Source organism: Acidobacteriota bacterium (assembly GCA_016712445.1).
In the GTDB taxonomy this organism is placed as follows: Bacteria; Pseudomonadota; Alphaproteobacteria; order Caulobacterales; family Hyphomonadaceae; genus Hyphomonas.
In genome coordinates, this window is record JADJRB010000001.1 from 1,969,639 (window position 1) to 1,989,051 (window position 19,413).

A 19,413-nucleotide genomic window follows, 5' to 3' on the forward strand; every position below is an offset into this window, starting at 1 on the left:
AGCCGTCCTTCGCCCGAAGGATATTGGCCGGACGCTGCGCGTCCGGAGTCTGTTCACGAAAAGCTATCCCAATGAAATCGCAATTTTTTTCCGGCTCCGCGGTGAGCCTTTCCGCCCTCAGCCTTTCACTCGCCTTCGGCCAGCCGGCCCTTGCCCAGGAAGAGGCCGGCGAGGACCAGGTCCGCGTTGAGGACACCATCATCGTCACCTCCACGGCGCTCGCCAGCGAGGCCGAACGGCAAGTCGCCGCGACCCCAGGCGGTGCAGACGTCGTGACCCACGAGGACTATGCCGACCGCTTTCTCGTATCCTTGCGCGACACGCTGGCCTTCTCGCCGGGTGTCTACCTGCAGCCTCGCTATGGCCAGGAAGTGCGCCTCTCGATCCGCGGCTCGGGTCTCAGCCGCGGCTTCCACATGCGCGGGCTCACGCTGTTGCAGGACGGCGCGCCGATCAACCTCGCCGATGACAATGGCGACTTCCAGGAACTCGAGCCGATCTTCTTCGACCACCTTGAAGTCTATCGCGGCGCCAATGCGCTGCGGTTCGGGTCGGGCACGCTCGGCGGCGCAATCAATGGCGTGACGCCGACAGGCGAGACAGCGCCGGGCCTCTATGTGCGCGGGGACGTGGGCAGCTTCGAGACGCTGCGCGGCCTGGTTTCAGGCGGCATGGAACAAGGCCAGTGGGATGCGTGGGGCGCCGTCAGCGCCGACACGTCGAGCGGCGACCGGGATCACGCGGGCCGCCAGTCCTATCGTTTTCAGGGCAATGTCGGGTACGACGTGACCGATGCCATTGAAACCCGGTTCTATCTCAGCCTCAACAACATCAACCAGGAACTGCCCGGCGCGCTGAACCTTTCCGACGCCGTGAACAATCCGACGAAGGGCAACTTCGCGGGCGACCAGGCGCGCGACATCAATTCGATCCGTGTGCAGAACCAGACGCGGTTCGATCTCGGCGAAGGCGATCTGGCAGTCGGTGTGTGGGTGAACTCCAAGGAGCTCTACCACCCGATCTTCCAGGTCATCGACTACCAGTCGCTCGATCGCGGTGCGTGGGCGAGGTATGAGTGGGCCGGCGAGCGGTTCGCCGCCACGGTCGGCTTCGATGCCCGTGAGGGCGAGACCGATGCGAAGCGATATGTGAACCTCAGCGGCGCACGCGGGGCGCTGACCTTCGAAGCCGATCAGGAAGCCTGGACGGCGAACGTCTATGCGGAAGGCCGCTGGCGCGCGACCGAAAAGATGACCCTGATCGCCGGCCTGATTGCCGCGCAAGGCAAGCGCGAGCAGACCCAGGTGCTGCCGGCGGCCGCCTTCGGGACGGCCGATTTCGAAGAAGTCTCGCCGAAGTTCGGGCTGCTCTATGAGGCGGCACCGGACATCCAGTTCTATGCGAACTACAGCCGTTCGGCGGAGTTCCCCGGCTTCGGAGAAGTCGCGCAGGTCGCGTCATTTGTGCCGGTGGACGCGCAGACGGCGTGGACGGCCGAAGTCGGTTCGCGCGGCGCGGCCGGCATCGCGGAGTGGGATGTGTCGCTCTACTCGGCGAAGCTCGACGGCGAGATGCTGCAGTTCACAGTGGGACCGGACATTCCGGCCTCGACCTTCAATGCGGACAAGACCATCCATAACGGCATCGAGGCGGCGCTCGGCCTCAACCTCACGGACCGCATCAGCCTGCGCCAGGTCTACCAGTACTCGGACTTCAAGTTCGATGGCGACGCCCAGTATGGCGACAACACGCTGCCGGTCATTCCGGAGCAGGTGTACCGCGCCGAACTGCGCTATGCGGGGCCGCGCCTGACGCTGGCGCCGAACCTGGAATGGGTGCCCGAGGGTCCGTGGTCGGATTATGTCAACTCGGTCCAGACGGACGGTTACACACTGTTCGGCCTCACCGCCAGCTGGAAGGCGAGTGACAAGATCGACCTTTTCCTCGATGCCCGCAACCTCACTGACGAAGACGCCGCCGGTGACGTGTCGGCCGTGATCGTGGCATCGCCGGCTTCGGCGATCTATTATCCGGTCGAACGCCGCGGCGTGTTCGGCGGTATCCGCGCGAGGTTCTGAGCCATGGCCAGCGCCGCACGTTCCACGCTCCAGCACCGCGTGTGGCGCTGGCACTTCTTTGCCGGGCTCGTGGTGATCCCGTTCGCCGTGATTCTCGCGATCACCGGGGCGATCTATCTGTTCAAGCCGCAATTCGACGCCGCGGTCGAGGCGCGCATCAATGCGCGGGCGGGGCCTTTGGCCGCCGCGCCTCTGGCGGCCGATACGCTGCTGGACGCTGCACGTGCAGCCTATCCCGGCGCAAGTCTCGCGAAACTGGTCGCGCCGTCGGCGGCGGGCGACCCGACGATCGAGTTCGACCTGCGGGGCGCCGACGGGGTGCACACGCTCTGGGTTGACCGGTCGACCGGCGAGGTGCTTCACCAGACGCGCACGCCGGACCGGTTCATGAACTTCATCAAACGCATCCACGGCACCCTCCTTGGCGGCGACCGGGGTTCGCTGGTGGTGGAGACGATGGCGAGCTGGTTCGTGATCCTGATCGTCACAGGCGTGTACCTCTGGTGGCCGAGGCAGCTGCCATGGTGGCGCGTATTCGTGCCCGATTTTTCGGCGCGGAACGGCCGCCGCGAGACATGGCGGAAGGTGCACGGGATGGGCGGCGCCTGGATCGGCGGGCTGATCCTTGCGCTCCTGTTGTCAGGACTCCCGTGGACGCAGGTCTGGGGCGACGGGTTCAAGCGGGTGAAGGCGTTCGCGGGTCTCGAGGCACCGGGGCAGGAGTGGTTCGTGACGCTCGAATCCTCCGATCCGCATGCGGACCATTCGATGCACCAGACGGGCGGCGAGCTCTGGAGCACAGGGGGCGAGGATCCGGTCACGGACATTATGTCAGGCATGCCGGGTAGCCGTGTACAGCGGCTGCCGCTCGAGCAGGTGATGCAGATTGCGGGCCCGCAGGCTTATCAGCCGCCGGTGGAGATACAGCCGCCTCGCGGAGAGAATGGCGTGTGGACCTTACGCTCGATAGGCGCATCGCGCGCGGGCCGGGTGACGGTGCATTATGATCAATGGACCGGTGCGGAGATCATGCGGATTTCGTTTGCGGACCACAATCCGGTCGACCGTTTCGTTGCGCAGAGTACGGCCTTCCACGAGGGTGCCCTGTTCGGGCCATTGAACCAGGCGGTCGGTGTCATCGCGGCGCTGGGTGTTCTCCTGCTGAGCCTGACGGGCGGGATCATGTGGTGGCGCCGGCGACCGAAAGGCCGGCTTGGTACGCCGCCCCTGCCGGCAGATCGCAAGCTCGCCGCGGGCGTCGTCGTGCTGATTGCGGTGCTGGCCGTGTTCCTGCCGATGGCCGGTCTCACGCTGCTGATTGCGCTGCTGGTCGACACCGGCGTCAACGCAGCAGGGCGCCTGCGCCGAGCTAACGCCTAGATGCCCCAGGCGTCGGCGAGGATGCCGGCCAGCTTTTCCGTCCGCTTACGGACAATCTCGGGGGTCCAGGCGTCCTGTTCCATAAGGTCGCGGGTCAGGGCAAACTCCTGGCCGCCGCCGCCATTGAAGTAGATTTCCTTCTTGGCGCGGTAGTCCAGCCGGTCCGCCTTCTGGTTCACTTTCGTGGTCAGCAGCACGAAATTGCCGATCGTGTCGCATTGCTCGCGCCGCTTGGTCACGTCAGGCCAGGTGTTCAGCCAGTGGCTGTCTTCCGGGATGGTGCGGGGCAGGACATGCTCCACCGTCGCATCCGATTCCGGCGGGATTGTCTTGCCGCCTGCGAGCGCGGCGCACAGGCGAAGCGCAATCGCCCGGCGCTGACCGAAGGTCGCGAACCGGCCGATCAGGCGCTCGCGTGTCTTCTTGCCTTCGTCGCGCGAAATGGCGAACGGCCCCGTCTTCGACAGCAGCACGCGGTCGTTGCGCACGGCTTCGGTGACGCGCGCGAAACGGCGGCTGCGCTGGTCGCGGTCGTGCACCAGCAGCTGCATGACGTAGGCGAGGCGTTCGAGGTTCGAGAAGAATTCGGGCGCGGCCGGGTCGTCCGCGCCGCGTTCCGCCAGGAAATGCAGGGCCGGCGCGCGCCAATTGTGCTGTTCCAGTGCACGCATCTGGTGGAGCGAGTTGGCGATCGCTTCGGAACGCGGGCCTTCCTCCAGCTGCGCCGTCTCGATCTGACGATAGGCGCGCACATAGGCGGGCAGCATTTCGTCGAGGAACTTCCGGGCGTCGATCTTTGCGAGCGCGCCTTTCTGGAAGGCGGCAACGATGTCGCCCCGGGTGCCCCGGTCGAAGATGGTGCGGATCTGGCGCAGCAGGTCGTCGAATGCATTGCCGCCAAGCGTGGCTTCGTGTTCTGCCCAGCGTTCGGCGTAGCGGGCGGCATCGGCGGAGGAAAACCTTGCGCGCTGGAAGAGCTCGGTCTTGATGATGTCGTGGGCGCCGGGCTCCTTGCCGCGTGTATTCAGCACACGGAATACCTTGAAGCCCTGGTCCTTGTTGTCGACGACGACGCGTACGAGGGCACAGCCCTTGGTGACGATCTCGGCAAGCGCGCGGCGCTGCTCCGGCGTCATCTCGCCGAGTTCCTTGTGGAAGGCGGCGGCGTTGGCCAGCATCCTCGTCTGGCTTTCGCTTTCGCCGGGGTCGGAATCCAGAGCGAGCGTGGCGCCGGGCCGTTGCAGCGTGTCGCGGAAGAAGGCGCCGTCCTGGTAGTTGAGGGCGATGCGCCAGTTGGCGCCTTCGCCGAGAATCGGTCGGGCTTCGTCGGCGATCAGGGCGTTCAGCGCGTTGGCGCGGTCCTTGTCGCTCTCGAGGTCGCGCAACACGCAGAGCAGGATGGTGAGGGTGGTCAGTCGCTGCTGGCCGTCGACGATCTCAAGGATGCCGGGCTCGTCGCCGTGCACGAAGACGACGGCGCCGATGAAGTGCGGAATCTGGGCTTCGGTCGCTTCCAGAAGGTCACCGAGCAGTTCCAGCGCTTCGGGTTCGCCCCAGGAATAGCTGCGCTGATAGGGCGGCATGCGCAGCTTCTCGCCCGGCGCGAAGACGTCGCTCAAAGAGCTTTCCTGCGCCCGGACTCCGAGATGCATGCCTTTACCCCTCTACAAGGCCCTCTCCCTAGCCCTTGCCAAACGCGATCACAACGAGACATGAACGGTTGGCAAGGTAATTCACGGTAGAGTGTGACGGGAGAGTAACGCATGCGGCTGGTGCGATTCAGGCAAGGCGGGAAGACGGGCTATGGCCGTCTCGAGGGCGACACGATCCGGCCGGTGGCCGGCGATACGCTGGCTGAGGCGCTCGCCGGCGCGCCGGCGGGCGCGCCGGTGGCACTGGCGGATGTTCGCCTGCTGGCGCCGGTGGCGCGGCCGGGCAAGATCCTCGGCATCGGTGTGAACTATGCGGCCCACGCGGCTGAAAGCGTCAGCTTCGTCGATGCGTCGAAACCCGAAGTGCAGAAGTGGTTCAACAAGCAGGTCACAGCGGTCAACGGCCCGTTCGATGATGTGCACCTGCCGAAGGTCTCGTCCCAGCTCGACTATGAAGGTGAGCTCGTGGTGGTGATCGGCAAGCACGGCCGGCATGTGCCCCGTGCCCGCGCGATGGAGATCGTGGCGGGCTATTGCGTGGGCTGCGACTATTCCGTGCGTGACTGGCAACGGGCGAGCCAGACGATGATCATGGGCAAGGGGTTCGATACGCATGCCGTGTTCGGCCCGGCGCTGGTGACGCCGGATGAGGCGGGCGACATCTCCGGCCTCCAGCTGCGCACCTTCGTGAACGGCGAACTGCGCCAGACGGCGACCCCCTCGCTGATGATCCACGACATTGCTGCCCAGATCGAGCACCTGACGGCGGCGTTCACGCTGGAACCCGGCGACGTCATCTATACCGGCACCCCGGCGGGCGTCGGCGCTGGCCACACGCCGCCGAAATGGCTGAAGGCGGGCGACACCGTTCGGGTCGAGATCGACCGCATCGGGGAGATCGAAAACAAAGTTGTGGAGGAACCCCAGACGGCGCGTATCGGCTGAGGCGCTGCTGGCCGGGGAGGAACGACAGGGCCCCATCCTTGCGAACAGGGCCCCTGTCTCCCCCGAGACGCCCCCGCTCCGGCCAATAGTGGCCGCGGACCGGCGCGTCTTAACGAGGCTTAAGCCTTTGTTAATCGCCTGTAGGCGTTGTGGTCCATGCCGGATGTGCCGTGGCGGCAGAAGAATTGGCGGCGTGTTGCGTTATGGCAACGGTTTGTGACCGGGTTGCGGGCAGGGCCAAATCAAGCCACTTCCGAGCAATTCGTTAACCATTTCGGCCATAATTTTAAGATTGATGAGAAGTTTCCGGGTGCTGGTCTGATGACGTTCTTGCTGTTCCTCGTATACCTCGCCGCCGGCGCGGGCGTGGGCTATGGACTCTTCAGCCTGACCGCTGTGGGACTCCCGCTCTCGATCGCAGGCGGCGCCATCACCACGGCCGTGCTCGGGCAGGTCCATATCCTCGCGCGGGCCGGTGCTTCCTCGAAAAAGCTCGATGACCGCCTGAACACGATCGAAAAAGACCTCACCAACGTTATCCGCACGGTGAACGTGGTCGAAGCGCGGACGGATGCGGTCGAGCAGACCGTGAAGATCGAGCTGACCGAGCGCCGCGATGCGCTGGTCAAGGAAATGAAACAACTGGAAGGCCTGATCGACCGGCTGACCCGCAGCTTCGAGAACAAGCTGGTCGAAACCCCGGCGCAGAAACACGCCAATGCGGTGGACGATGCCATCCTGCGCGATGTTCGCGAGGCACTCCACTACGGCCGGGTCGACCTCCACCTTCAGCCGATCGTGTCACTGCCGCAGCGCCGTGTGACTTTCTATGAAGGCCTGACCCGCCTTCGCCGGGCCAACGGGTCGCTGATCCTGCCGGCTGACTTCCTGGATGCCGGCCGGCGCGCCAACCTGATGGGCATCATCGACAACCTGACCCTGTTCCGCTGCGTGCAGATCGTGCGCAAGCTGGCCGAGCGTGACCGCCGCGTCGGCGTGTTCTGCAACATTTCCGCCTCGTCTCTCGAAGACCCGGCCTTGTTCCCCATCGTGCTGGACTACATGACCGAGAACCGCGACCTGTCCGGCGCGGTGATCTTCGAGCTGCCCGCCGACAAGTTCGAGATCCGCTCGCCGACCATGCGCGCGAACATGGAAAAGCTCGCGGCGCTCGGCTTCCGCTTCTCGGTCGATCATGTCGAAAGCCTCGCGCTCGACCTGCCGCGCCTGCAGGGCGCCGGAGTCCGCTTCGTCAAGATGAACTGCGCGATGCTGATCGAGCAGCTGCGCGACCCGCATGGCCAGCGGCCGGTGTCGAACATCAATCGCCGCATCGAAGGCACGGAAGTCAGCGCGGTCCTGTCTCGCTATGCGATCACGCTTGTTGCCGAGAAGATCGAGGATGAGGCGAGCGTGCTGGAAATCCTCGAGTTCGAAGTGCCGTATGGCCAGGGCCATATCTTCGGTCCGCCGCGCCCGATCAAGTCGTCGCTGATGGACGACACCGCCCCGCCGCAGGAACTGATCGACCGGTTGTCGAAGTTCGGCTGAACGGGGCCGGCTTGATTTAGCCAAAGTTTGCAGGCCTGCTTAGCGCGTCCAGTGGGAGGATGCGCATCGATGAAACCCTATACCCTTGTCGCCGCAGGACTGGCCGGTTTGCTGGCTGCCTGCGTGATCGCCCCGGCCAGTACCGAGCTCGCCGCCCCCGCGCAGGCCTCGCCAATATCGGTCGCCGAGGCGCGCATCGCTTATGTCGGCATTACCGGAACGCTGCCGGAAGAAGGCAACGACCTGCCGCCGGCGGCGCTCGATCCGCTGATGGACCGCGTGCCGGTGCTGCTCGACCTGACGATCCGCCCACCGCTGCAGCTGAACGCGGTTGGCGCGGACGGGCTGTATGAGCCGGTCGGCGAGTGCGGGTTCGGTCCGGTGGACGTGAGCGAAGTGTCGGTGCCGACGGGCTCGAACCACATGCTGATGTCGGTGCGCCTCGGCACGCCGGTGGACCACCCGGCAAACCTGCTCAGCTGCGACTACGATCCGGCGGAGATGACCGACGAGTCGCCGGGCGTCGTCTACCGCCTGCGCGGATGTTTCCTGCCGCAGTCGGTATCGATCCCGACAGCCGTGCAATGGGTGCTGAACCCGCTGCCGGCGGACGCCTGCGGGCTGGGTGATTGACCGCGCGGGCCGGCCAGCCTACGCCCCGGCGCCATGACAGCACCCGATTTTCCTGCCGGCCTTGCCGGCATCGCCAGCCGCTATGATACGATCCTCTGCGACGTCTGGGGCGTGATCCATAACGGCCGCGCGGCCTTCGCCGAAGCGTGCGAGGCGCTGGTGAAGTTCCGCGCCGGGGGCGGGCAGGTGAGCCTGATCACCAACGCCCCGGTGCCGGACGCTCAGGTCGTTCGCTATTTCGAGCCGCTTGGCGTGCCGATGGACGCCTTCGACCTCTGCGTCTCGTCGGGCGATGCAACGCGGGCCGAACTGGCCGCGCGGCCGGACATGAGCGTCTGGCGCATGGGCGGTGACGAGGGCTGGGAGCATGACCGGTTTCTGTATGAGGGGCTGGGCCACCGGTTCATCGACAATGACAAGGCCGACCTCTTGCTGTGCATCGGCCTGCGCGACCAGGTGAACGACCAGCCGGAGGACTACCGGGCCGAGCTGGCCGCGGCGGTCGCCAAAGGCATCCCGATGCTGTGCGCCAACCCGGACAAGCAGGTGCGCGTAGGCGGCAAGCTCTACTGGTGCGCCGGCGCGCTGGCAGCGATCTATGAGGACCTCGGCGGCCAGGTGATCTATCCCGGCAAGCCCTACGCGCCGATCTACCAGCTGGCGATCCAGCGCCTGACGGCGCTCAACCGGGCCCCGCAGCGCATTCTCTGCATCGGCGATAGCCCGGCGACCGACGTGCGCGGCGCGCGCCTGCAGGGCTTTGACAGCCTCTATGTCGGCACGGGGCTGAAGCAGCACGGGGCCAATTTTCAGGCAGAAGTTACGGATTTGCTCGCCGATTACGGGGAACAGGCCACTTTCGCCATGACAGGACTCAGATGGTGACGCCGCGCGGTGCGCCGTGTAACGGAAAAAACAGACAAGAATTCAGGAGCCCTCAAGGCATGACCCAGTTCAGCGGTTTCAAGTATGAAGACCTGCAGATCGGCCAGTCGCACGAGACCGTGCACACGATCACCGAGAATGACATCCAGCGCTTCGCGGAAGTGTCAGGCGACTTCAATCCGCTGCACATGTCGGACGAGTTTGCCGCCGGCACCATCTTCGGCAAGCGGATCGCCCACGGCGCGCTGACCGCCAGCTATATTTCCGGCATCCTGGGCAACAACCTGCCGGGTCCGGGCGCCATCTTCGTGGGCCTGTCGATGCGCTTCAAGCGCCCGGTCCACATCGGGGATGTCGTGACGGTGCGGGCCGAAGTGGCCGAGAAGCAGGACCGGGGCAACCGCGTGACGCTGAAGATCGAGTGCATTGTCGAGGGCAAGCGCGTGATCAGCGGCGAGGCCGAAGTGGTGGCTCCAAGCCGAGGGAAGTGATGGCGGTCTACGCCGACTACCGCGGACTACCGGAAGGCGCGCAGGGCGCCTCGATCGCGCTTGGCAATTTTGACGGGCTGCACGATGGCCACCGCGCCGTGATGGAAGCCGCCCGGCTCGCCGGGCAGGGCCGGTTTTCGGTGGCGACCTTCGAGCCGCCGCCGCGCGCCTACTTCAGGCCGGGCGACCCTCCGTTCCGTATTTTCCGGCCAGAGCGGCGCAATGCGGCGATCCTGGCGGCCGGGGCGCAGACGGTGTTCGAGCTGCCGTTCAATGGCGAAATGGCGGCGATGACTGATGAAGGCTTCGTGCGGGCCGTGCTGGTCGACGGGCTGAAGGTGACGCACGTATCGGTCGGGTTCGACTTCCGGTTCGGCCGTGGCCGGATGGGCCATGCGCAGCGCCTCTCGAGCCTTGGCCGGGCGCTGGGGTTCGGCGTGACGATTGTCGAGGAGGTCGAAGGGTACGGCGCCAAGGCTTCTTCTACTGCGATCCGGCAGGCGCTGATGGCGGGCGAGCCCGAAATCGCGGCTGCGATGCTGGGCGGCCCCTGGATTGCTGACGGCGTGGTGGAAGGCGGCGAGAAGAACGGCCGCGAACTCGGCTTTCCCACGGCCAACTTCCAACTCGGCGAACTGATCCATCCGAAACACGGCGTCTATGCTGTTCGCGCCCGGATTGAAGGCGAAAAGGACTGGCGCCCGGGCGTTGCCAATTTCGGGCGCACGCCGACGACGGGCCTGCGCGACCCGCTGCTCGAGACCCACATCTTCGACTTTTCGGGCGACATCTACGGCAAGAAACTGGAAGTGCAGCTGGTTGCGTTCCTGCGGCCGGAACTGAAGTTTGCGAACCTGGACCTGCTGGTGGAGCAGATGCACAAGGATGCGGCCGAGGCGCGCGCAATCCTGGCAACGCCCGGCTGAAACATAAAAATTCCGCAATCTGACCGCTTCGCCGCCCTTCACAAGGCTGGAAAACGGGAGGATGCTGGCGGTATTGAGCAGCCCAAGGGGAGGGAATCCATGCGCCGCCTTCTGACAACTCTGGCCATCCTGGCCACCGCCTCCACGCCCGCCTTTGCGGACGACAACGCCATCGTCAAATCGGTCAAGCTGGCCGACCTGCAGCGCATCCTCGCCGAGGAAGGCTATACCATCAACAGCACTGGCGATGACGGTGCCATTTCGATCCGGGCGACCGATGAGGCCGAGACCGGCCTGATCTTCAACCTGCTCGGCACGGCCTGCGAAGTGGAGGGCACCGATGGCTGCCTCGGCATCAACATGCAGGTTCGCTACGACGCGGACGGCACCGAGACGCTGGAGCGGATCAACGACGTGAACCTGATGTGGGCGGCAACATCGGCCTGGTATTCGCCGGATGGCTATGACGGCGCGACGCCGACGGTCGGCATCACGCGCTACGTCATCCTGGATGGCGGCATGACCGTGCGCAACATCAAGGACAACCTTGCCAACTTGCTGGCGATCGCCCCGCAGGCGGCCGACTATATCTGGGAAGTCGGCGACTATGCGCCGGACGGCGACGACTGGTAACCGCGCCGCGCCCCGGTGGGGTGACAGGGCCGGGGGCGGCGTGGTAACCGCTGCCCGATGACACGGACCCGGGCGATCCAGACCATACGAATTAGCGGCCCGGCTGCCGGCTGAACCCTTTGTTCAGCTGCGGCCGGGTAAGCCCGTTTGGCCTGAGGCCGCTCGCCCATTCCCGTTATCCGCTGACGAAGACCTGACCGAAGATGACCGATACTGCTGCGACTGAACGCGATTACCGCGACACGCTGTTCCTGCCCAAAACCGAGTTCCCGATGCGCGCTGGCCTGCCCAAGGCCGAGCCCGAATGGATCAAGCGCTGGGACGCGATGGGTCTCTACGCCAAGCTCCGCGAGACCGCCAAGGGCCGCGCGCCCTTCATCCTGCATGACGGCCCGCCCTACGCCAACGGCCACATCCACCTCGGCACGGCGCTCAACAAGATCATCAAGGACATCATCGTCCGCTCGCACCAGATGCAGGGCTTCGATGCCTCCTACCTGCCGGGCTGGGACTGCCATGGCCTGCCGATCGAATGGAAGGTGGAGGAGGAGTTCCGCTCCAAGAACCGCCCGAAGGATTCGGTTCCCGCCGACGAGTTCCGCGCGGCCTGCCGCGCCTATGCCGAACACTGGGTGAAGGTGCAGGGCAAGGAATTCCGCGCCCTCGGCATCGAAGGCGAATGGGACGATCCCTACCTCACGATGGCGTTCGACAGCGAGGCGATGATCGTCTCCGAATTCCTCGACATGGCGATGAAAGGCGGCCTCGTGCGCGGCGCCAAGCCGATCATGTGGTCGCCGGTGGAACGCACGGCGCTCGCCGAAGCGGAAGTGGAATACCACGACCGCAAGGTGCCCGTGGTGTGGGTGAAGTTTCCGGTCGTCGATTCAGATGCCAGCGTCGTGATCTGGACAACCACGCCCTGGACGATCCCTGCCAACCAAGCGGTCAGCTTCAATCCGGCAATCTCTTATGGCCTCTATGAGGTCACTGATGTGATGTCGGAGGAAGAGCTTGGCTTTGCGCCGTATGTGAAGCGCGGTGACAAGGTGATCTTCGCCGACAAGCTGGCCGCGGACGCGCTGACGGCGGCAAAAGCCAAGGCTTGGTCGCGGGTGGTCGACATCAACCCCGCCGACTTGCGCGAGGGACTGCGCCATCCGCTGCATGCCCTTGCGCCCTTCTTTGCCCATCGCATCCCGATGCTTGCCGGCGACCACGTCACGGAAGATGCCGGCACAGGCTTCGTGCACACGGCGCCGGCTCACGGCGAGGATGACTTCGAGGTCTGGGTGGCGACGGGTCACACGACGCAGGAAATCCGCCAGATCGTCGATCCGGATGGTCGCTATACGGATGAAGTGCCTGCGCCCCTCGCCGGTCTCGACATCATCGTCACCTCTGGCAAGAAGCGCGGCGAGGCGGGCAAGGCGAACAATGAGGTGATCCGCCTCCTCGCCGAGAGCGGAAACCTGCTCGCGCGCGGCATGACGACGATCCGCGATGCGCACTCCTGGCGCTCGAAAGCGCCGGTCATCCGCCGCGCCACGCCGCAATGGTTCATCGCGATGGACAAGCCGGTGCATGCCGGCAAGACGCTGCGCGAACTGGCGATGAAGGCGATCTCGGATACGGAATTCTTCCCGGCGACGGGACGCAACCGTCTCTCCGCGATGGTCGAGAGCCGTCCGGACTGGCTGATCTCGCGCCAGCGCAACTGGGGCGTGCCGATCACGCTGTTCGTGAACGCCAAGGGCGAGCCGCACACTGCGGCCTTGTCGAGGGACCAGGCCGACAAGCTCAATGCGAACATCAAGGCGGCGATTGAGAAGACGGGCGTGGACGGATGGTTCGCCACACCGGACGCAGACTTCTTCGCCGGCACCGGCGTCTCGCCAGATGGCTGGGAGAAGGTCACCGACGTGCTCGACGTCTGGTTCGACTCGGGCACGACGCACGCTTTCGCGCTGCGCAAGCGGGGCATCATCGATAACGCGACCGGGCAGGCGGATGTCTACATGGAAGGCTCCGACCAGCACCGCGGCTGGTTCCAGTCGTCCTTGCTGGAAAGCTGCGCCACGCGCGGCATGGCGCCTTACAGGAAGGTCGTCACGCACGGCATGGTGGTCGACGCCGAAGGCAAGAAGATGTCGAAGTCGATCGGCAACACGATCGAGCCGGACGAGTTCCAGAAGCAGCACGGCATCGAAATCCTCCGCCTCTGGACGGCCTCTGCCGACTATTGGGACGATACCCGCATCTCCGATGAGATCATCAAAGGCACAATCGAGACCTACCGAAAGCTGCGCAACACGCTGCGCTACCTGCTCGGCGCGCTGGACGGCTATACGCCCGCTGAAGTCATAGAAGCCAAGGACATGCCGGGCCTCGAACGCTTTATCCTTCACCGACTCGCCGAACTCGACGGCGAGGTGCGCGCCGCGTTCAAGGTGTTCGACTTCAAACGCGTGATGACCGCGATCGTGAACTTCGTGAACGTCGAGCTTTCGGCCGTCTATTTCGACATCCGCAAGGACGCACTCTATTGCGACCCGTCCTTCGTCACGGCGAAAGCCTGGGACGCTGAAACCTCCGTCTACGGAAATCGCCGCCGCGCGGTCCGCACGGTGATGGCCGCTGTCATGGAACGGCTGCTCTGCTGGCTCGCCCCGGTCATGCCGTTCACGACCGACGAAGCCTTTGGCGAAAGCCACCTGAAAGGCTCGGCGCCTTCCGTCCACTTGCTGCTCTTTCCGGAAACCCCCGCCGCCTGGCGCGATGCGGCGCTCGCCGCGCGCTGGGAGAAAATCTTCAAGGTCCGCCGCGTGGTCACCGGCGCCCTCGAAGTCGAACGCCGCGAGAAGCGTATCGGCGCCTCGCTCGAAGCGGCGCCGAAGGTGGTGATCGCGGACGCCGCGCTCGTGGCAGCGTTTGAAGGCGAGGACGCCGGCGACGTGTTCATCACGTCCGGGGCCGAACTGGTTCAGGCGGCCGCAGGGCCAGCGGGCGCCTTTGCGCTCGACGATTCGCCCGGCATCTGGGTCCTACCGCAGAAGGCTTCGGGGGTGAAATGCCGGCGCAGCTGGAAATATTTCGACCCGGCCACCGCCAATCCGGCCTTCCCGGACATCACCCCGCGCGATGCGCTGGCGGTGAAGGCCTGGGACAAGGCGGCGGGATGAGGCCATGCCTGCACACAAACGCTTGATCCCCCCGGCCCGGTCTGCAATCTCAGCCGCATGAAATTGTCGATACAATCCGCCTGGCCATACATTCTGGTGCCGTTCGTGGTGCTGGCCGACCAGGTGAGCAAGTGGCTCGTGCTTGCAGAACCACGCTTCAACTCTTCGGCGTGCTTTGCAGACCCGCAGATGTGCGGCCGGATACCTCTGTCGGGGCCGCTCGACTTCACGATGACCTGGAACCGCGGTATGAGCTACGGCCTGTTCCAGTCGGACGGAATCGGCCGCTGGATCCTCGCCGCCGTCATGCTCGCCATCGCCATCGGCTTCCTCGTCTGGCTGCTGCGGGCCGAAGGCCGCTGGCTGAGGCTGGCGCTCGCCCTCGTCATCGGCGGGGCCTTCGGCAACCTGATCGACCGGGTCCGCTTCGGCGCCGTGGTCGATTTCATCGATGCCAATGGCCTGTTTTTCCCTTGGATCTTCAATATTGCAGATGCGGCCATCTCGGTTGGCGCGGTGCTTCTGTTTGTTGACCAGTTCTTACTTTCCCGGCCAAAACAGGCTAACAGCCACTAAGACCGGCCCTCAGCCCTCCAGAAACGGATCTGCCCCAGCCCATGAAGAAGTCTCTCCTCATTCTCGCCGCTGGCGCCGCCCTGGCCGCGACATCGGCCTGCACGTCCTCCGGTAACGGCGGCGCGACCCCGAACGAATTCCGCGTGGTCACCAAGGCGCCGCTAAGCGTGCCGCCGGAATACAGCCTGCGCCCGCCGGCGGCGGGCACCACCACACCCGCTGAAGTCGAAGCCGCCACCACCGGCGTGACGACGGCTTTCGGCACGACCCATGGCCAGGATGCCAGTGCGTCGGAAAAGGCCCTCGTGGCTGCTGCTGGCGCCAATGCCGCCAATTCTGCGGTGCGTGCGCAGGTCGATTACGAAGAGACCAAGTCGATCCGCAAGTCATCGACCGTCTCGGACCGCATCTTCTTCTGGCGCAAGGACAAGGCGGAGGATGCCACCTCGGCCGCCACCGACAACGCCACCGGCGACCAGGCAGTCACCATCGAACGTACCAGCGGCGGCCCGCGTATCCGGTTGCCCGGGACCTGAGGGTCCGACACTAAAGCCTTTCGTACCAACCCGGAGAACGTCCATGAAACGGAGTCTCGCCGCCGGGCTATTCGCCCTGTTTGCTTCCCACGCAGTCGCAGAGGAGGCAGTCTGGACTCCCTCGACGTTCACGCTCGACAACGGCATGGAAGTGGTGGTGATCCCCGATCACCGCGCGCCCGTCGTCACCCATATGGTGTGGTACAAGGTCGGCGCGGTCGATGAGGCGCCCGGCAAGTCCGGCATCGCGCACCTGTTCGAACACGTGATGTTCAAGGAAACCAAGAATATCGGCCCGGAAGAGTTCACGTCCATCGTGCAGCGCTCGGGCGGCCAGCTGAACGCCTTCACCAGCTGGGACTACACGGCCTATTACGAGCGCGTAGCCAAGCCGCAGCTCGGCAAGATGATGGAACTTGAAGCCGAGCGGATGGTGAACCTCATCATCAACGACGATCCCAAGGGCCCGTTCATTTCCGAGCGCGACGTGGTCAAGGAAGAGCGCCGCCAGCGCATCGACAACAATCCCGGCGTGATCCTGCAGGAACAGGTGCTGTCGCAGATCTGGAAGGGACACCCCTACGAAATCACGGTCATCGGCAAGATGGACGAGGTTGCCGCGCTCACCCCGCAGGACGGTCTCGATTTCTACCAGCACTATTACAGCCCGGAGAATGCCATCCTGGTGGTCGCGGGCGATGTGACGCCGGACGAGGTGCGCGCGCTGGCTGAAGCGAACTACGGCGTCATCCCCCGCAGCGGAACGCCGCCGACCGAGCGCAAGTGGCGCGCGGTCGCCCCGCTCAGCGAAACGCTGACACTGGAACATGCCGACCCGAAAGTGCGCCAGCCCAGCTGGAGCCGCTACTATCTCGGCTATTCCCAGCTTCGCCAGCCGAAGGAAACCCTGGCGCTGGAAGTCGGGCTCGAGATCCTTGGCGGCGGCATGACCAGCCGGCTTTACCAGTCGCTGGTGGAGCAACAGCAGGTCGCCATCGCCGCGAATGCCTATGGCTACACGTCCCTCCACGACGAAGGCCCCGCGGTGCTTTCGGCCAGCCCGGCACCGGGCGTGTCGCTGGAAACGCTGGAGACGGCGCTGATGACGGAAGTCGAGAAGGTGCTGGCCGAAGGCTTCACCGAGGCCGAAGTCGTGCGCGCCCGCAACAAGCTGGCGGCGGATGCCATCTATGCCCGCGACAGCCAGTCCGGCATGGCGAACCTGTTCGGCGGATGGCTGGCGATCGGCGGCACCGTGGACCAGCTGCTGGCCTATCCGGACGAGGTGCGGGCGGTGACGCCTGAGGAGGCCATTGCCGCGGTTCGCGCCGTGTTCGCGCCGGACAAGAACTATATCGAAGCCCACCTTCTGCCGGCTGAGGGAGACCTCTGATGCCTACGACCAAACTTCTTCTCGGGGCGGTTGCCCTCTCGGTGCTTTCCGGCTGTTCGACCGTTCACGGATGGTTCCAGGGCAAGCCTGAACCGGCTGAGCTGGCCGCGCCGGCGGAGCCCGGACTGGCCGTCACAGTGCATGAAGGCGAGTTCGCCACGATCCAGCAGTTCGTCACGCCGGGCGGCGTTTCGGTGTGGCTGGTATCCGAGCCGTCCATTCCGATCCTTGCGGTCGAGATGGCCTGGAAGGGCGGCGCCGCGGCCGATCCGGCTGGCATGCAAGGACTGGGCGAAGTCGTGGCCTACAGCATGAACGAAGGCGCGGGCGATCTGGACTCGCTGGCATTCCAGACTGCGATGGAAGACCTCAACATGAGCTTCGGTTGCACGGCTGGCGCCGAATGGACCAGCTGTTCTGTCTCGTCGCTGACCGACAATGCCGACGACGCGATGGCGCTGGTCGCGACCGCCTTCGCCGCGCCGCGCTTTGACGAAGGCCCGTTCCAGCGCTTCCTGCGTGAGGAGGAAGTCGGCCTCCAGACACGCGAGACGAACGCAGGTTACCTCGCCTGGCGCGCCACCGCTCAGGCGCTTTATCCCGACCACCCGTTCGCGCGCGAAACGACCGCTGAAAGCCTGGCGGCGCTCACGCCGGCGCTTGCCCGCGAACACATGCGCACACTGATGACCCGTGATCGCCTGATCGTCACGGCCGTGGGCGCCGTCTCACCGGAAGAACTCGCACCGCTGGTCGACGAAGTCGCGGCTGGCCTCGCCGAAACGGCGACCATCCCGGAGGTCGCGCCGGTTGACGTTGCGGCTGCGCCGGTGACCGAAGTCGTGATCGACCTGCCGCAGCCGCAAAGCCTCGTGCGCTTTGTCGGCCCTGGCATCGACCGCACCAATCCGGATTTCTTCCCCGCCTACGTCCTGAACTACACGCTCGGCGGGGGCGGTTTCGAGAGCCGTCTGATGAAGACGCTGCGCGTGCAGAAAGGCCTCACCTACGGCGTGTCGACGAGCCTCGACCCGAACCCGATGCTGCTCACATGGTCCGGCGGCGGCCAGACCAAGAACGAAAGCGCGGGCGAGTTCGTCGCTGGCGTGAAGGATGAGTTGCAGGCCTTCATCGATGGCGGCGTGACGGAGCAGGAATTGTCCGACGCCAAGGCCTACCTTGTCGGCTCGTATCCGCTCGGCTTCGACTCGAATGCCAAGATTGCCAGCCAGATGATGAACGTGCGCCAGGACGATCTCGGGGTCGACTACTTCGATCGCCGCAATGACCTGATCAAGGCGGTGACGCTGGAAGACGTGAACCGGGTGGCGAACGCCTATCTCAGCCCGGATCGCTATTCCTTCATCATCGTCGGTGAACCCGAAGGCATCGCGGCGCCCGCGCTCGCAGAATAGGTACGGGGCGCGGCGGATCTAGTCTCCCGCCGCGCCGCCGTCCGTCCTCACGAGAAACTGGCGCAACGCGGCTTCGTAAGCGTCCGGCTGGTCCCACCAGAGCTCGTGGCCCGCCCGCTCGATCATCTGATACTCAGCGTTCGGAAAGAGCGCCGCATATTCCGCCACGGCCTCATACGGAATCGTGTCGCACTGTCCGTGGAGAACCAGAACAGGCGCCAGCATGCCCTGCATGTCCTGACGCGGATCGCGGAAATCGTCCGGGAAGAAGTTCACGCCGATCCGGCTATACGCACCGGCGCCGCCCTCTTCGGGCTGCACATTGGCGCCGTCACAGACCATGCTTCGCGTAAACTTGCTGGCCATCGTATTGAGCGCCGCGTCCACTTCGGAATCCGGCGCAAACTTCACATTGAAGGCTTGCGCGAGGGCCATCGACACGATTGCCCGGAACGGCAACCGCGTCAGGCTGGTATCGTGATCCAGCGTCGCTGACGTATCGATGAACTTCAGTTCCGGCGGCGGCGGGTAGCGCACTTCATTCACCCAACGCCCCTCGTCGTCATAGAGGTTCGGCTTCAGGTCGCCCGGCGAACTCAGGATCAGCGCTGCAATCCGGTCCGGATGTCGCGCCGCAAAATGCGCCGCGATTGTGCCGCCAAATGAATGACCCATCAGGATCACGCGCTCGGCGTTCACATGGTGCGCGATGATTTCATCCAGGTCCGATACATGGCTGTCGAAGGTCGTGTCCTTCGGCCGTGCCCGCCGGTCCGAAAGGCCGGACCCGCTCTGGTCATAGAGATAAACGTCATGGCCGAGATCGCGCAGGCGCGTCAGCTCGCCAATCATGCTCGAGTGAACGTAACCGCCAGGCCCGCCATGAAGAAATACAATCGGCGGCTGCGTGCCCGAAGAAACAATGTGCGTGTAGGCGATCCGGTAACCGCCCTGCATCGTCCAGTACCGGGTCGACTCGCGTGGCTCAATCGCTGACACGGTCGGCGTCACCGGCCAGAAGGCCAGTACTGCGACCACGGCTGCGCCCAATGCCATCACTGACAGCACCGCCCGTGCAATCCATTTCAAGACGCGCATGAAGGTCCCCTTTCGCTTCAAGATGCACCCGGCAGGTCA

General features: G+C 65.0%; 16 protein-coding genes. 14 read left to right on the plus strand and 2 right to left on the minus strand.

What is annotated here, in order from left to right:
* The first annotated feature begins 71 nt into the window (after positions 1 to 71).
* Complete coding sequence (locus tag IPK75_10010; protein ID MBK8198695.1) at positions 72 to 2,078, plus strand: TonB-dependent receptor; 2,007 nt, start codon at positions 72 to 74, stop codon at positions 2,076 to 2,078.
* Between the two features lie 3 nt (positions 2,079 to 2,081).
* Entirely contained in the window at positions 2,082 to 3,458 is a 1,377-nt protein-coding gene (locus IPK75_10015) for a PepSY domain-containing protein (GenBank protein MBK8198696.1), read from the plus strand.
* Here the strand turns inward: IPK75_10015 and IPK75_10020 are convergent.
* Positions 3,455 to 5,110, minus strand: coding sequence for a DUF262 domain-containing protein (locus tag IPK75_10020; GenBank protein MBK8198697.1), 1,656 nt, complete (start codon positions 5,108 to 5,110; stop codon positions 3,455 to 3,457). The two genes, IPK75_10015 and IPK75_10020, sit on opposite strands and share 4 nt — an antisense overlap.
* A gap of 111 nt (positions 5,111 to 5,221) precedes the next feature.
* On the opposite strand from IPK75_10020, the gene IPK75_10025 reads away from it, so the two are divergent.
* The 12 genes from IPK75_10025 to IPK75_10080 all read left to right on the plus strand — a co-directional run bounded on the left by IPK75_10025 (position 5,222) and on the right by IPK75_10080 (position 18,276).
* On the plus strand, positions 5,222 to 6,055 hold the full coding sequence (locus tag IPK75_10025) for a fumarylacetoacetate hydrolase family protein (GenBank protein ID MBK8198698.1): 834 nt from the start codon (positions 5,222 to 5,224) through the stop codon (positions 6,053 to 6,055).
* 156 nt (positions 6,056 to 6,211) lie between these two features.
* Entirely contained in the window at positions 6,212 to 7,606 is a 1,395-nt protein-coding gene (locus tag IPK75_10030; protein ID MBK8198699.1) for an EAL domain-containing protein, read from the plus strand.
* Positions 7,607 to 7,675: 69 nt separating this feature from the next.
* A complete protein-coding gene (locus IPK75_10035) occupies positions 7,676 to 8,239 on the plus strand; it encodes a hypothetical protein (protein ID MBK8198700.1) in 564 nt (187 codons plus the stop codon).
* 33 nt (positions 8,240 to 8,272) lie between these two features.
* The gene (locus tag IPK75_10040) at positions 8,273 to 9,124 is read left to right on the plus strand and encodes a TIGR01459 family HAD-type hydrolase (protein ID MBK8198701.1); all 852 of its coding nucleotides are present in this window, start codon (positions 8,273 to 8,275) and stop codon (positions 9,122 to 9,124) included.
* Between the two features lie 59 nt (positions 9,125 to 9,183).
* On the plus strand, positions 9,184 to 9,615 hold the full coding sequence (locus tag IPK75_10045) for a MaoC family dehydratase (protein ID MBK8198702.1): 432 nt from the start codon (positions 9,184 to 9,186) through the stop codon (positions 9,613 to 9,615).
* Positions 9,615 to 10,541, plus strand: coding sequence for a riboflavin biosynthesis protein RibF (gene ribF, locus IPK75_10050; GenBank protein MBK8198703.1), 927 nt, complete (start codon positions 9,615 to 9,617; stop codon positions 10,539 to 10,541). The genes IPK75_10045 and ribF overlap by 1 nt, the downstream gene beginning before the upstream one ends.
* A 111-nt stretch (positions 10,542 to 10,652) precedes the next feature.
* On the plus strand, positions 10,653 to 11,174 hold the full coding sequence (locus tag IPK75_10055; GenBank protein ID MBK8198704.1) for a YbjN domain-containing protein: 522 nt from the start codon (positions 10,653 to 10,655) through the stop codon (positions 11,172 to 11,174).
* A gap of 203 nt (positions 11,175 to 11,377) precedes the next feature.
* A complete protein-coding gene (locus IPK75_10060) occupies positions 11,378 to 14,356 on the plus strand; it encodes an isoleucine--tRNA ligase (GenBank protein MBK8198705.1) in 2,979 nt (992 codons plus the stop codon).
* Between the two features lie 57 nt (positions 14,357 to 14,413).
* On the plus strand, positions 14,414 to 14,932 hold the full coding sequence (lspA, locus tag IPK75_10065; GenBank protein ID MBK8198706.1) for a signal peptidase II: 519 nt from the start codon (positions 14,414 to 14,416) through the stop codon (positions 14,930 to 14,932).
* 41 nt (positions 14,933 to 14,973) lie between these two features.
* Complete coding sequence (locus IPK75_10070) at positions 14,974 to 15,468, plus strand: DUF3035 domain-containing protein (GenBank protein ID MBK8198707.1); 495 nt, start codon at positions 14,974 to 14,976, stop codon at positions 15,466 to 15,468.
* A gap of 43 nt (positions 15,469 to 15,511) precedes the next feature.
* Complete coding sequence (locus IPK75_10075; GenBank protein ID MBK8198708.1) at positions 15,512 to 16,861, plus strand: insulinase family protein; 1,350 nt, start codon at positions 15,512 to 15,514, stop codon at positions 16,859 to 16,861.
* Positions 16,861 to 18,276 carry an insulinase family protein gene (locus IPK75_10080; protein ID MBK8198709.1) on the plus strand — a complete coding sequence of 472 codons (1,416 nt, stop codon included), beginning with the start codon at positions 16,861 to 16,863 and terminating at the stop codon, positions 18,274 to 18,276. Before IPK75_10075 ends, IPK75_10080 begins: the two co-directional genes overlap by 1 nt.
* A gap of 18 nt (positions 18,277 to 18,294) precedes the next feature.
* Here the strand turns inward: IPK75_10080 and IPK75_10085 are convergent, their stop codons facing one another.
* Entirely contained in the window at positions 18,295 to 19,374 is a 1,080-nt protein-coding gene (locus IPK75_10085) for an alpha/beta hydrolase (protein ID MBK8198710.1), read from the minus strand.
* Positions 19,375 to 19,413 lie beyond the last annotated feature (39 nt).

Excerpts from the sequence above, each read along its gene's own strand:
- IPK75_10010 (MBK8198695.1), top strand. The coding sequence starts at position 72 with ATGAAATCGCAATTTTTTTCCGGCTCCGCGGTGAGCCTTTCCGCCCTC.
- IPK75_10015 (MBK8198696.1), top strand. The coding sequence starts at position 2,082 with ATGGCCAGCGCCGCACGTTCCACGCTCCAGCACCGCGTGTGGCGCTGG.
- IPK75_10020 (MBK8198697.1), bottom strand. The coding sequence starts at position 5,110 with ATGCATCTCGGAGTCCGGGCGCAGGAAAGCTCTTTGAGCGACGTCTTC.
- IPK75_10025 (MBK8198698.1), top strand. The coding sequence starts at position 5,222 with ATGCGGCTGGTGCGATTCAGGCAAGGCGGGAAGACGGGCTATGGCCGT.
- IPK75_10030 (MBK8198699.1), top strand. The coding sequence starts at position 6,212 with ATGCCGGATGTGCCGTGGCGGCAGAAGAATTGGCGGCGTGTTGCGTTA.
- IPK75_10035 (MBK8198700.1), top strand. The coding sequence starts at position 7,676 with ATGAAACCCTATACCCTTGTCGCCGCAGGACTGGCCGGTTTGCTGGCT.
- IPK75_10040 (MBK8198701.1), top strand. The coding sequence starts at position 8,273 with ATGACAGCACCCGATTTTCCTGCCGGCCTTGCCGGCATCGCCAGCCGC.
- IPK75_10045 (MBK8198702.1), top strand. The coding sequence starts at position 9,184 with ATGACCCAGTTCAGCGGTTTCAAGTATGAAGACCTGCAGATCGGCCAG.
- ribF (MBK8198703.1), top strand. The coding sequence starts at position 9,615 with ATGGCGGTCTACGCCGACTACCGCGGACTACCGGAAGGCGCGCAGGGC.
- IPK75_10060 (MBK8198705.1), top strand. The coding sequence starts at position 11,378 with ATGACCGATACTGCTGCGACTGAACGCGATTACCGCGACACGCTGTTC.
- lspA (MBK8198706.1), top strand. The coding sequence starts at position 14,414 with ATGAAATTGTCGATACAATCCGCCTGGCCATACATTCTGGTGCCGTTC.
- IPK75_10070 (MBK8198707.1), top strand. The coding sequence starts at position 14,974 with ATGAAGAAGTCTCTCCTCATTCTCGCCGCTGGCGCCGCCCTGGCCGCG.
- IPK75_10075 (MBK8198708.1), top strand. The coding sequence starts at position 15,512 with ATGAAACGGAGTCTCGCCGCCGGGCTATTCGCCCTGTTTGCTTCCCAC.
- IPK75_10080 (MBK8198709.1), top strand. The coding sequence starts at position 16,861 with ATGCCTACGACCAAACTTCTTCTCGGGGCGGTTGCCCTCTCGGTGCTT.
- IPK75_10085 (MBK8198710.1), bottom strand. The coding sequence starts at position 19,374 with ATGCGCGTCTTGAAATGGATTGCACGGGCGGTGCTGTCAGTGATGGCA.